This window comes from Pseudomaricurvus sp., from assembly GCF_965662505.1.
Taxonomy (GTDB): Bacteria; Pseudomonadota; Gammaproteobacteria; order Pseudomonadales; family Cellvibrionaceae; genus Pseudomaricurvus.
Genome location: NZ_CBFIHX010000097.1, coordinates 1 through 13,381, shown reverse-complemented (window position 1 = coordinate 13,381; position 13,381 = coordinate 1). Strand labels below are relative to the sequence as shown.

Sequence of the window (13,381 nt, the reverse complement as noted above, 5' to 3'; positions counted from 1 at the left end):
GCCATCGCCAAGGAGTGACCATCGACATCGATCGCAAGCCCGTGCCGATACACCAGATCGAAACTTTCCTCATCAGGTAATCCTTTGTCCAGACTCTCAAAATGTTCGCCGCCATCATCGGTACGGGTCACCACCAACTTGCCACCCACCGGATAGCGAAATTCATCCTTGATAGCAGGAACAAACCAGGCTCGCCGGGGCTGCTCTGGATGCACCGCCACGGCAAAACCGAACGAGGAAGGGCGAGCGGTGATTTCCTGCCAGGTGGCGCAGTTGTCTTGGCTGTAAAAAATGCCGTTGTGATGCTGTACCCAGAAGTGATCTGGTGCGCCCGGACACTGCACCAGCCGGTGCGGATCCTGAATCGCCGGATTGTCCTGCTGCTCTGGAGGCACATATTCAGCCCGCATGCCACGAGTCATCGGCTGCCAACTGCAACCACCGTCACGGCTTTGCCAAACACCGCCGCAGGAAATGCCCACTGTCAGCCAGTCGGGATTGCGCGGATCGATACAAATAGAATGAATGCCCGGAGCGTCGTAACCTCCGCCAAACCACTCACTGCGACTGGGCTGGTTCCAGAGAGCATCATTGAGCTTCCAACTGTCACCCCAATCCCGACTGACAAACAGGCCGCCAGGCAGCGTACCCGCCCACAGGTGTCCGCGATGGTCGGCTTCCAGACTCCAGATCATTTGCAGACTCGGGCCACTGTCTTCAGCGGTCTCCTCTGAACGCTCTTTTTCTGCAGGGTAGGAAGGCACCGCCACTTCCTGCCAGCTGTTGCCATCGTCTGTAGATCGGTGCAATTTGGTGCCAAAGTGCCCCAGATTTAAAGCCGCCAGTATTACCCCCTGTCCCTGCCACACCATGGACACCGGCTCACCCACAAAGGCCCGATTAGCAATTTGCCAATCCCCATCGCTGCGGCGCAAATCCAGTAAACCTTTGCGGGTGGCAACAAACAAACGCTGATGCATACTAACCTCCGGTTATGCAGACTGCTGATACAGTGGATTGGTCATTGCGAGGAGCGATAGGCGCCAACAGTAGGGGCTTTAGGCCACGCGGCAATCCATTATTAGCACGATGTACGTACGTGAGTGCCGAACATGGATTGCTTCACTTCGTTCGCAATGACGTATTCAACCTTTTTCAAGCACCAAAGGGTTTATCATCAAACTGACTAACCTCCGGTTATGTCTGTTTTCTTATTTCTGCTCTCTAAACCCTGTTGCCTTCTCTAACTCCTGTTACTCTCTCTAACCCCTGTTACTCTCTCTAAACCCTGCTGCCCTTTAAACCCTGGGACTGACGTTAACCGCCGGACCTTAACCTCCAGACAATGCCTGCATGATGTAAACCTCCTCGCTGTCCTTCAGAGGGTGTTGTAACGCCTGTTCACGAGGCACCATCTGCCCCGCGACAAAAATCGCAATATGAGGACGCAAGCGATGCTGATCGTCCAGCAGATAATCCGCCAGGCGCGGGTAAGCCGTGGTCATGGCCTGCAACAGAAGATCAACCGTGTCGGCGTCAAACGGCTCTGGCTGGGTCGGGCCCACATCGCGCAATCGTGGCGTACACACAACGGTTGCCATTAGATCTTCTCCAGTTGCGTCAGGCGGTTTTGTAAAAAACGCCGTTCGGGCTCTTGTTGTGCCAGATCATAAGCTCGCTGATATGCCTCACCCGCTGCGACACGCTGATCCAACCGGCGGTACAAATCCGCCTGCGCCGCATAGGCCAGATGGTAATCGGTCAGTTTGCCGCGCTGCAGAATGCCTTCGATTAAAACCAACCCGGCTTGCGGCCCGTCACGCATAGCGATCGCCACCGCGCGATTCAGCTCGACCACCGGTGAAGGGCTGACCCGCAACAGCACATCGTACAAGCCCACCACTTCGGACCAGTCCGTTTGTTCAGAGGCAGGGGCTTCGGCATGCACCGCAGCGATGGCCGCCTGTAAACTGTAGGGACCAAACCGGCGCGTACCCAACGCCTTCACCACCAGCGAACAACCCTCTTCAATCTGCCCGCGATCCCACAAATTGCGATCCTGTTCATCCAGAAGAATCAGATCGCCGGAGGGCGCCGTCCGAGCCAGTCGGCGGGAATCGTGCAGTAACATCAACGCCAGCAATCCCATCACTTCTGCGTCGGGTAACAGACTGAGCAAAAGACGCCCCAGGCGAATGGCTTCAGAAGACAGGTCATGCCGTGTCACCGTGTCGCCAGTCGAGGCTGAGTAGCCTTCATTAAAAACCAGATAGATCACTTGCAGAACGGAATCCAGCCGTTCGGGCAGCTCTGCCGGCGCGGGAACTTCATAGGGAATAGCTGCGTCACGGATTTTGTTTTTAGCGCGCACTATACGCTGCGCCAACGTGGTTGGCGTCACGAGAAAAGCAGCGGCAATTTCTTCCGTGGTCAGACCACACACTTCCCGCAACGTCAGCGCCGTGCGGGCCTCTGCCGAGAGCTCCGGATGGCAACAGGTAAATATCAGGCGTAAGCTGTCGTCTTCAATCTCTTCATCGGAAATATCATTTTGCGTATGGGCCTCAAGAGTTAATTCCTCAACCATCGATCCCAGAGCCGCATCAAAGCGGGTGCGCTTACGCAACCGATCAATGGCTTTAAAGCGCCCGGCGGTCACCAACCAGGCACGAGGGTTATCGGGCACGCCATCTTTCGACCACTGACTCAGCGCAGCCATAAATGCGTCGTGCAGCGCTTCTTCCGCAAGATCGAAATTGCCATTCAGCAGACGAATCAGCGTTGCCAGTATGCGACGGGATTCGGTGCGATATACATCATCGATGATATGTGGGATGGAGATTGACGGCATGAGGACACCCAGTGAAAACGTCCTTTTCGAAGACGTCTCTTATTTAAGGTATGCGCTAAAGTGTAACCCTGACCGGGCGAATCTCAACACAGCCTACTCCTGCCAGAGGAATACCGGACGCCAAATGAATGGCTTCGTTTAAATCTCTCGCCGTCACCAGAAAAAAACCCGCCAAAGGCGCGGCTTGTTCTGACTTTGTAGCGTCTATCACCGCCACCTTACCCTGACGAACCTGCACGGTCGTGGCGCTATAATCACCCGTCAGAAGCTCACCGGCAAGCAGCCGTCCACCCTCTGCCAACAAGCCAGCATAGGCTCGATATGCCGCGTCGTCAGGACAGCCGCTATTGCCGGAAAAATGATCTGCCTCGCCGTACACCAGGCACAGGTATTTCATGAATGACGCCCTCAATTCGTTGGGAATGTGTTGGGTAGTCGTGTGACAACAGACGAAATCGACAACGTTGAATAAATTTCAACAACCCTGCCCGTTCTTTTTAATACTCCAGCGGCAGCTCGGTTTTCTTAACCACTTCCCGCAGCACAAAGCTGGAATGTACTCCGGTGACCCCTTCCAGCTTGGTCAGTTGCCCTAACAGAAAAGCCTCATAGTGCTCCATATCCCTGACCACTACCTTGAGCAGGAAATCCGCCGACTGACCGGTGACAATCAAGCATTCCATCACCTCCGGCATGTCATTCACCGCCCGCTCAAACGCCTCAAACCGATCCGGAGTGTGACGATCCATAGAAATCCCCACCATGGCGGTCAAATTCAGCCCCAGAGCCTTGGGCTTGAGCAGGGTGACATGGCGATCAATGAGACCACTCTCCTCCAGCCGCTTGACCCTTCGGGAACACGGGGTGGGCGAGAGCCCCACCTTGTCCGCCAGTTCCAGATTGCTAATACGGCCATTGCGCTGCATTTCCTGCAGGATTCGCCTATCAATGCGGTCTAAATTAACGACAGTTGCCACGGGAAACCTCTTAACGAGTTAATATCACTCACAATAAAGCCATTAATAGCCAATAGATGCAACAAACACCACCATATTGGATGAATTTGCAACCATTCACTCCCCTGAAAGGCCTATAGTATCCACCATCGAAGAGCATTCCAGCGCGGGGCGAGTCACTCACAAGGCAGACTCGCAGCCATTGGCCTTATCCAGGCCAAACCCTACAGACTCCACCCGAGTCACCGCGAACGCCATCCGCGTTCACCGCCCGCCGCTCTTTTCCATGTCATATCCATTACAACAAAGTGTTAAAGGCATTCGCCCACAGACCGCTCAGAGATCATTCAGCAAGAGGCAGGACATGCAGCCGTTCAATCCCAACTTCAACCACAAAAAATACCGTCCCTTTGCGCCCGTTCAGAAGACTGACCGTCGCTGGCCCAATCAGGTTATAGAAACCGCGCCTGCCTGGTGCAGCGTTGACCTGCGCGATGGTAATCAGGCGCTGATGGAACCTATGACGCCAAACCAGAAGCTGGAGATTTTCAAGTTGCTGGTGGATGTGGGCTTTAAAGAAATTGAAGTGGGCTTCCCTGCGGCCTCACAACCGGACTTTGATTTTGTCCGCCAGCTGATTGAAGAGCAATTGATCCCGGACGATGTCACCATTCAGGTGCTGACTCAGGCCCGCGAACCCCTGATTGCCCGAAGTTTTGAAGCATTGAAAGGCGCCCGCAACGCCATTGTGCACTTGTACAATTCCACCTCTACCGTGCAGCGTGAGCAGGTGTTTAAGTTAAGCCGCAAGGAGATCAAAAACATTGCCGTGCAGGGCGCCCAATGGGTTCGGGATTTTGCCGAACAACAGCCGGACACCAACTGGCAGTTTCAGTACTCCCCCGAGAGCTTTACCGGCACCGAGATTGATTACGCCGTGGAAGTCTGTGATGCCGTCACCGAAGTTTGGCAACCCACACCGGACAACAAGGTGATCATAAACCTGCCGGCCACGGTCGAGGTGTCGACACCCAACGTCTACGCTGATCAGATTGAAACTGTGTGCGACACCATCGCCCGTCGCGACTCGCTGATCATCAGTTTGCACACCCACAACGACCGCGGATGCGGTGTGGCCGCGGCTGAATTGGGTATTCTGGCCGGCGCCGACCGCATAGAAGGCACTCTGCTGGGCAACGGTGAGCGCACCGGTAATATGGATGTGGTGACGGCAGCCATGAACCTCTACAGCCAGGGCATTGATCCCGAACTGGATTTGTCGAATATGGACCGTATCATTGCCACCGTGGAAAGCTGCACTCAGTTAGCCGTACACCCACGCCATGCCTACGCGGGCGAGCTGGTTTTTGCCGCTTTCTCCGGTAGCCATCAGGACGCCATCAACAAGTGCATGACCGTTGATGCCCAGAAGCGTAAAGACGATCCTGAAGCGCACTGGAATGTGGCCTACCTACCGATTGATCCGCGTGATTTGGGCCGCAACTATCAGCAGGTCATCCGCATCAACAGCCAGTCCGGCAAAGGCGGTATCGCCTATGTGATGGAACAGGACTACGGCATTCAGATGCCTCGCTGGTTGCAGGTGGACTTCAGCGCTCACGTACAAAAGCGTGCGGAAGACAGCGAAAGCGAAGTGGCGCCGGAGCAGATTTTCGACACCTTCAACAGCACCTATCTGATCAATCACAACCGTATTGATACCTACAACCTGAGCCGCTCTCACGAGGCTGATGAACTGAGCGTGATCATTACCACCGACGCGGGCGATATCACCATCGACGGCAAAGGTAAGGGCGTACTGGACGCATTTGTCAGTGGCCTGTCAGACAACACCGACAGCGATATGGTGCTGATCGATTACAGCGAACATACCCTGGGACAGGACGAGCAGGCGGAAGCCATTACCTACGTTCAGCTGAGCATCAACGGCAGCCGCTACTGCGCTGCGGGCAAGAGCGAGGACATTGTCGGCGCTTCCCTGCAGGCGGTTCTGAACGCACTGTCACGCAGTGACGTGAAGATCGCTCAACCCAGCAAACTCGCTGCGATCTGATCTCAAGCCTCTCTCCTCTCTTGCTTGTTGCATTAGCTGTTTGTATTGAGTTTTGTATTAGCTGTTGTATTGAGTGTTGTGGACTGTTGTAAGATGCTTTCCTCAATAACGTCAGACAAGAGAGGGGCACATGGCCACACAATCAAACCCAAACGCTGATATCCGGGTCGGACTGATCGGTTACGGCCCGGCCGGAGCCTTCTTTCACGCCCCTCTGATCGATGCCGCCCAAGGCTTGCAACTCACGGCTATCGTTACCGGCAATCCGGAACGAGCCGCCGCGGCACAGAAAGCCTATCCGCAGACGACGATCTACCCTTCTGCCCAGGCACTCTGGCAAGCTGCAGCGACGCTGGATCTGGTGGTCATTGCCTCGCCCAACAGCACCCACAAACCACTGGCACTGGAAGCTCTCAATGCCGGACTCGGTGTGATTGTGGATAAACCGCTGGCGGCAACCGCCAAAGACGCAAAAGACGTCATCGAAACAGCGGAACGTCTGGGGCTATTTTTGAGCGTGTTCCAAAACCGTCGCTGGGACGGCGATTTCCTCACACTGCAGCGACTGCGTGACGCGGGAAAGCTTGGCGACGTGCGTCGCTTTGAGTCCCGTTTTGAGCGCTGGCGACTGGAACCCAGATCTGGCTGGCGCCAATCCGCCGCTCCGGAAGAAGCCGGCGGCGTGCTGTTTGATCTTGGCAGCCACCTGATCGATCAGGCACTGACCCTGTTCGGCCCGGTGGAATCCGTCTACGCTGAACTGAACGAACGCTATCCCAACTCTCAGGTCGACGACGATTCCTTTGTCGCCCTGACCCACTGCAATGGTGTACGCAGCCACCTGTGGATGAGCAGTGTTGCGCCTCACGCGGGACTCCGTTTTCGAGTATTGGGCAGTCAGGCGGGTTACTGCAGTCACGGCCTGGACGGGCAGGAAGATGCGCTAAAATCTGGTGCCCGGCCGGATCAATCCAGCTGGACAGACAATTTGGAAATCACACAGGGCAGTCTCCATACCGGTGAAGACCAAAGTGTTTTTGATAACGATCAAGGTCAATATTTGTCGTACTACGAGCAGATCGCGAACGCCATCCGAAACCACACCCCTGCGCCCGTCGACCCTCGGGATTCTGTCAGTATGCTAGCCATTGTCGAGGCAGCGCAAAGATCGTCTTCCATCGGTGCCCTGGTCAAGATGGAGCCAACGCCCCAGTAGCCTTGCTTCAGTTAAACCCTGTCATACCCAGTTAAACCCTGTCACGCATCAGCAGGATACAGGAAAACACGGTATTGACAGGATCTGACCAAGGCGCGCCAGCCTCCACTACAAACCATGATGCGTAACAATCTCCTGCATAGTCCCATCGGCGCGCAGGTCTGACAAAGCCTGATTGATGGCTTCGAGTAAATCTTCTCGTTTCTGTTGCGTCATATCCAGATTTTTTGGCAGTCCCAGATAGTTCACGTCCATCTGAAAGGGTTCCGCTAACACACTGATTTCTTGCTTGCGCGCCTGCAATACAGGATCGGCATCAATTAGATTCCAGCCAGTGGTCGCTTCCGGGCCGATGATGGCCACATCGATACGTTGCTGTAACAGCATGCGAAGTAGATGCTTCTGAGTCGGCGCAACAGCCACTTGCAACTCCCTGCGCGCAACTTGCCGCTCCAGGTCTTCCCCGTAAAACACGCCCAACTTAACCCCGACCCGCTTTCCTCTCAGGCTGGAGACACCCTGATAATCAAAGCGCTCTCCCTGCCGTACAAACAGCATTAACCGGTCGGTAAACAGTGGCTCACTGTAATCAAGCATCGACTCTCGGGCTGTTGACCAAGACACGCCAAGTATCAGTCCCGCCCCCTGAACCACAGCTTCATGATAGGCACGCTTCCAGGGCAGCAAGCGGAACTCGAAGGTCTGGCCGATGCGCTCACCTACACGCTCCATCATATCGACCAAAATGCCGTTCGCAGATCCGGCGGATGTTACAGAGATCTTAGGGGGATTATGGTCATCACCATAGATCACCAGTGTCTCTGCCGAGCATACACCCGACCACATCAGCCACAAACCTGCAAACAGCCATTGCTTCATATCAGTTATCCACACACAGAGTTTTCAGTCTCAATTGCAAGATTCCATATCGCTACATTCCATATAACTCCATCCATATCACACTCTACCCGTTTACCGGGTTGTATAGAATGCTGAAACTGAATGAACCTAGTCGTGCAGTGATTTGGGGATCATGGCAAAAATATCATTGAGCTGCATGCCCAGCAATTTTCCTCCATGCTTTCCATTAACGCTTAACCCAATGATCTCCATCCGATGTGTACTTCGTCTTAACCGCGGCCCAGGCAACTTTAAAAGACACTTCTTCGCGGGTGTCATTCCCTCGACGATCGCCAGGGTCTTTGTACTCATTCCAAGCGCTATTGAATGCCGCCTGAAAAATTTCCTGCGCGTGCTTTGGCAACACGTTCCTCACCGAGTCCGGGAGATCGGACAATGACTCATATGGCATCAGAACCTCCAGAAACTGAACGTTCGGTTTTAGTCAATGAGAGCTTTCGACCAATGAATTAAAATCTCAGCTTGCCTCAATGCGGAAGCCCACTTTCAATGTCACCTGATAATGGCCCACTTCGGCGCCGACGAGATGCCCTCTGACACTTTCGACTTCAAACCACTCCATGTTTTTAACCGACTTTCCACACTCAGCAATGGCATTCTTAATCGCTTGATCGACACCGTCTTTTGAGGAACCAACAATTTCTATCTTTTTGTAAGTATGATGATCAGACATGAACAACCTCTCTATCTGTAAAAATGGAAGATAAATATGTGCTTTTATCTCTGTCAGCCTGAAACCTGCAATTATTGTCCCAACATCCCATAAAAAACGCACCGGCTTCATCGCTAACGCTCAACCTTAACTATAGTCGTGTTTCACGATTACACCCTACCGATGCCCGATCCAGATAATGCAGGATTGACGTGTAAAAACTACAAGATCCACAGGCGTTTTGTCTGATTTGCAAAGATAAGTCGTCTGATTTTACGTCCTCAACATACTTGCCTATAGTGTACAAACAGCAGACACAGTGTACGAACAGAAGACACCTGAACCTCTTTATCTGGCACTCATTCAACAGGGACAGACACCACCCTTATGCAACGACAATCTGACAAGGTTTTGCAACAGACAACGGAACTGAATAACTGCGTCGATCACATCATCCAGACCGTGGGGAGAAATATTGTGCTTGCCTTGCCCCTGGGCCTTGGGAAAGCCAACCATGTGGCCAACGCGCTGTTTTTGCGAGCCACAGAAGATCCCGACATCAGTCTGCATATTGTCACCGCCTTGACACTGGAGGCTCCCGCTGCCGGCAATGACCTTGTCCAGCGTTTTTTACAGCCGGTGATTGAACGGCTGTATAGCCACTACCCTGAATTGCTCTATGCCGTTGCCCGCCGTCAGGGAAAACTGCCAGACAACATTAAGGTGTCCGAATTTTTCCTGAATCCAGGAAGTCTGCTGGGCAATGAGGTCGCGCAACAAAATTATCTGAGCAGTAATTACACTCATGTGTGCCGGGATATTCTCGATCTTGGTGCCAATGTAATAGCACAGCTGGTATCGCCCAACCCCGAAGACAAACCGCTCTTCAGCCTCAGCTGCAATCCGGATCTGACTGAAGAACTGATCAACCGCGCTCAAGAAAAAGAACAGACTATTTTCAAAGTTGCACAGATCAATTCGCAACTGCCGTATATGACAGGCTCCGCCGAGGTCCCCTGTGATTTCTTTGATCATATCGTCGACACCACTCCAGACTTCCCACTGTTTCCCACACCACTGGCTCCCGTTGCCCTCAGTGATTACGCGATTGCTACCCATGTGACGTCAATGATCAAAGATGGAGGCACCCTGCAAATTGGCATCGGTTCGGTAGGCGACAGCATTGCCTATCTGCTCGCGCTTCGTCATCACAAACCTGAGCTGTATCAAACGTTGTTGAGCAGACTTTCCGAACATCACTCGCAGACTCTGCGCGCGAACATCCCCCATGAAACCAGTCCGTTCGCTCAAGGCCTCTACGCCAATACAGAAATGCTGGTTGAAGGACTGATTTTTCTAAGACAGCAAGACATCCTAAAACGAAAAGTCGCACCTGGAGGGCAATATTGTCACGCCGGATTTTATCTGGGTTCACTGAATTTTTATCAGCAACTGCGCGAACTGGATTCGGAGTCCCGAAATGGGCTGGACATGTGCCCCGTGAGTTTCACCAATCACCTCTACGGTGACGAACATCTAAAGCGAGAACAGCGTCGACATGCCCGCTACATCAACAGCGGCATGATGGTCACACTCACCGGTGCAGTGATTTCTGATGCAATCAATGACTATCAAGTCGTCGGTGGTGTCGGTGGCCAGTATAACTTCGTTGCCCAGGCACAAGAGCTGGAGGATGGCCGCTCCATTATCTGCCTGCACAGCACGCGCACCAAAAATGGCAAAACCTCATCCAATATTGTCTGGGATTATCCACACGCAACTATTCCCAAACACCTGCGGGATATTATCGTCACTGAATACGGCGCAGCCGACCTACGCGGCCTGTCCGATCGGGATGTGATTGTGCAGACGCTAAACATCGCCGACTCGCGATTTCAGGATGAATTAATGAGCGCCGCTAAAAGCGCTGGCAAGCTGGAGAGTGACTACCGGATTCCGGAAGCTTTTACCCACAACTATCCCGACACCATTACCGAGGCTTTTGAGGAATCAGGACTGGCACCGAACTTCCCTCACTTCCCTCTAGGGTCGGACTTTAACCAGGAAGAAATGCGCATTTCCGTGGCACTGGTTGCGATCAAGCAGGAAGGCGCATCCCCCAAGCAACTTCTTCCGTTTATCCTTTCCGGCTGGCGGCACCGAAAAAGTGGCCGCAAACGCTATGCCGCAGAATTGCACAGAATGCAGCTAGATCAGACACGCACCCCCAAAGACCTGTTCTTGCAGTTATTGGTCATTGGCGCTCTGCAAAAAACAGAATCGTCGCGGCCGCTGCAGTTTCTTCTATAGTCTCGCTTACCGTCGCTCCTGCCATCTCCCCGACTGACTCATCGTGAGCCAGACGCACTTGCCGGAACACAGGCGGGTGCTATCCTTTCATTACGCCTGCCATCTGGCGGTTGATCAGAATACCCAACACCGACCTGAGCACCCCCAATAACCTTAAATGCCGCGCCAGAGGTGAAAGTGTGAGACACGCTAAACTCCTGATTCTGCCTATGCTGATGACCATGGGAACCGCACAGGCAACTGACCAGGTATCCGGGACAGAAACCGTGTATACCAGTCCGAATCGTGTGCAAGAACGCTGTGTCGTCTTGTCACCCATGCCCGGAGCCCACTACCCGGAAGAACAGCAGGCTCAGGCCAGCGCCCTGTGTAAACTCGATTTTTATGACACCAATGTGGCTCTTTGCCCCAAGCTGGTCAGCACCAGCCCGGGTACCTTTATCTATGAGCTGTCGGATGGCCCCTACCAGCAGAAGCAGGCCGCGTTCGAGCAGGAGGTCTGTCCGCAGGGGCATATCGTGACCTCGAAAGCGGACGGCCCCCCGGCCAGCTTTAAGGTCACAATGAACGGCAAGCACACCAGCGGATCTTTCTCCCAGTCGTCGCTGCTTTACTACCACATGTCACGCTACCTTGATGCTGGAATTCATGTACCGGTTGCCGTGTGGCGCAGCATGGATCGAAAAGCACATGCTCAGAGAGTGACACACAAAGGCCTGCAGCACTCGGCCGAAAAATCTTCTTTAAAAATGAATCATGCCGCCTGGCAAGTGCTCGATCGGGCCGAACAGGACCCGGAATCCTACGCGGAAACCAGTGAATTATTTACCGCGGATCGCTCACAGATCTACGGCGTCATGCTGCACATCAAAGGCAAGCGCTACCACGCCGAGGTCAACAGCTCCCGCCGATCTGGATGGGGTGAAGGCCAAAACCGGGACTTTCAAAAAACAGCTCCCTTTCAAGCACTGAGAAGCGACAAACCGCTGGCCGAAGCAATCCAAGAAGGCCGTGCGAAAGCAACCAAAGACCCCACACTCAAGAAAGCCATGTCCAAGGGTTTCAGCGATGAACAAATCGCTTACTGGATGCAAGATTTGACGGAGATCACACTACTGGATTACATATTTCGACAACAGGATCGTATTGGCAACATCGATTACGTCAACTACTGGCACTGGATTGAGAACGATCAGGTGATGTACTCCGAACACAAGCCCAATGAGTCAGACGCCACACGGCTTCGCCGCACCTGGCTCAACGATAACGATGCGGGAGTCAAAAGGCTGTACGCCAATTTCACCAAGCGTACACAAATGCTGGAAAAAATACGTCACTACAACCCCAAAACCTATACTCGTCTGATGAGTCTCGACAAAGACCTGAAAGAACAGGGGCCGCTGTTCCTGCACTTGAAAAACACGTTTGGACTCACCACCGCACAATTTAATCGAACCGTACAAGCCATTCATGACGCCGCGGCCATTATCCGGTCAACTTGTGAGGCAGGCAAACTGCGATTCGATCTGGATCCGGACACGTTTTTCCGCACAGGCAACTCATCGGAGCAGAAGATAGCCTGTGGAGAGACGCATGAATTCTGATGAAGGCCACCCAATGCGGAGAACCACTCTGCTATTGTGCGCACTGATTTTGTCTTGCCTGACTATCCACAGTGCCGGCACTCACGCCGCCAAGGACACTCCCACCTCAGAGAAACCTCTGCGTATAGCCGTTATTTCAGACATGAACAGCAGCTACGGTTCCACTCAATATTCAGCGACGGTTGATCGCGCTATCGAAAACCTTATCCAGTTAAAGCCCGATCTGGTGATCAGTACCGGCGACATGGTGGCCGGACAAAAAGTCCCGCACCTGAGCGACAAGCAAGTCCACGCCATGTGGCGAGGCTTTCATCGTCACGTCACCACGCCACTACTGAAGGCAAAACTTCCACTGGCCGTGACGGCTGGCAACCACGATGGATCCGCCTACGCTGGATTTGAGCACGAACGACGTATTTATGGAGAGCAATGGATCCGGCATCGTCCGGCGCTGACTTTTCTGGATGATAAACACTACCCCTATTACTACGCCTTTGAAAAGAAAGGCGTCCTGTTTGTGGGGCTGGATGTAACAACTACCGGTGATCTGTCAGAGGATCAAAAAAACTGGCTTTACAACATTCTGTCGGCCTATGGCAAACGTTACTCTCATCGCATCGTCTTCAGCCATGTCCCACTATGGCCTCTGGCTCAAGGCAGAGAAAATGGCTACAGCGGTGATCGTGAACTGGAAAAAATGTTGCGGGATCACAAGGTCGATCTCTATCTCAGTGGACACCATCACGCTTTCTATCCTGGCTACAAAGATGACCTCTATCTGGTGGGAATGTCCTGTC

13 protein-coding genes are annotated in these 13,381 nt (G+C 53.3%); 5 read left to right on the top strand and 8 right to left on the bottom strand.

What is annotated here, in order from left to right:
- From ACTG33_RS12870 to ACTG33_RS12850, 5 genes are all read right to left on the bottom strand, one after another.
- Nucleotides 1-980 (bottom strand): WD40/YVTN/BNR-like repeat-containing protein (locus ACTG33_RS12870; protein WP_439135628.1); only part of this gene is annotated, 980 nt, incomplete at its 3' end.
- Between the two features lie 351 nt (nt 981-1,331).
- The gene (locus ACTG33_RS12865; RefSeq protein ID WP_439135627.1) at nt 1,332-1,601 is read right to left on the bottom strand and encodes a MoaD/ThiS family protein; all 270 of its coding nucleotides are present in this window, start codon (nt 1,599-1,601) and stop codon (nt 1,332-1,334) included.
- On the bottom strand, nt 1,601-2,851 hold the full coding sequence (locus tag ACTG33_RS12860; protein WP_439135626.1) for an RNA polymerase sigma factor: 1,251 nt from the start codon (nt 2,849-2,851) through the stop codon (nt 1,601-1,603). Before ACTG33_RS12860 ends, ACTG33_RS12865 begins: the two co-directional genes overlap by 1 nt.
- Before the next feature lie 55 nt (nt 2,852-2,906).
- The gene (locus ACTG33_RS12855; protein WP_439135625.1) at nt 2,907-3,248 is read right to left on the bottom strand and encodes a YciI family protein; all 342 of its coding nucleotides are present in this window, start codon (nt 3,246-3,248) and stop codon (nt 2,907-2,909) included.
- Between the two features lie 100 nt (nt 3,249-3,348).
- Complete coding sequence (locus ACTG33_RS12850) at nt 3,349-3,828, bottom strand: Lrp/AsnC family transcriptional regulator (RefSeq protein ID WP_439135624.1); 480 nt, start codon at nt 3,826-3,828, stop codon at nt 3,349-3,351.
- A gap of 343 nt (nt 3,829-4,171) precedes the next feature.
- Here ACTG33_RS12850 and leuA point away from each other — a divergent pair, with 343 nt between their 5' ends.
- Both leuA and ACTG33_RS12840 read left to right on the top strand, forming a co-directional pair.
- Nucleotides 4,172-5,881, top strand: a complete 1,710-nt coding sequence (gene leuA, locus ACTG33_RS12845; RefSeq protein WP_439135629.1) for a 2-isopropylmalate synthase — start codon at nt 4,172-4,174, stop codon at nt 5,879-5,881.
- A 130-nt stretch (nt 5,882-6,011) separates the two neighbouring features.
- Nucleotides 6,012-7,097 (top strand): Gfo/Idh/MocA family oxidoreductase, encoded by a 1,086-nt coding sequence (locus tag ACTG33_RS12840; protein WP_439135623.1) that lies wholly within the window; start codon nt 6,012-6,014, stop codon nt 7,095-7,097.
- 108 nt (nt 7,098-7,205) lie between these two features.
- On the opposite strand, the gene ACTG33_RS12835 is transcribed toward ACTG33_RS12840, so the two are convergent.
- The 3 genes from ACTG33_RS12835 to ACTG33_RS12825 all read right to left on the bottom strand — a co-directional run bounded on the left by ACTG33_RS12835 (nt 7,206) and on the right by ACTG33_RS12825 (nt 8,802).
- Nucleotides 7,206-7,976 (bottom strand): substrate-binding periplasmic protein, encoded by a 771-nt coding sequence (locus ACTG33_RS12835; RefSeq protein ID WP_439135622.1) that lies wholly within the window; start codon nt 7,974-7,976, stop codon nt 7,206-7,208.
- Between the two features lie 208 nt (nt 7,977-8,184).
- Complete coding sequence (locus ACTG33_RS12830) at nt 8,185-8,409, bottom strand: ChaB family protein (protein ID WP_439135621.1); 225 nt, start codon at nt 8,407-8,409, stop codon at nt 8,185-8,187.
- 66 nt (nt 8,410-8,475) lie between these two features.
- Nucleotides 8,476-8,802 (bottom strand): dodecin, encoded by a 327-nt coding sequence (locus tag ACTG33_RS12825; RefSeq protein WP_439135620.1) that lies wholly within the window; start codon nt 8,800-8,802, stop codon nt 8,476-8,478.
- A 255-nt stretch (nt 8,803-9,057) separates the two neighbouring features.
- On the opposite strand from ACTG33_RS12825, the gene ACTG33_RS12820 reads away from it, so the two are divergent.
- From ACTG33_RS12820 to ACTG33_RS12810, 3 genes are all read left to right on the top strand, one after another.
- On the top strand, nt 9,058-10,980 hold the full coding sequence (locus ACTG33_RS12820) for an acetyl-CoA hydrolase/transferase C-terminal domain-containing protein (RefSeq protein ID WP_439135619.1): 1,923 nt from the start codon (nt 9,058-9,060) through the stop codon (nt 10,978-10,980).
- 179 nt (nt 10,981-11,159) lie between these two features.
- Entirely contained in the window at nt 11,160-12,584 is a 1,425-nt protein-coding gene (locus tag ACTG33_RS12815; RefSeq protein ID WP_439135618.1) for a hypothetical protein, read from the top strand.
- The coding region (locus ACTG33_RS12810; protein ID WP_439135617.1) for a metallophosphoesterase family protein at nt 12,574-13,381 on the top strand (808 nt) is incomplete at its 3' end. The genes ACTG33_RS12815 and ACTG33_RS12810, both read left to right, overlap by 11 nt.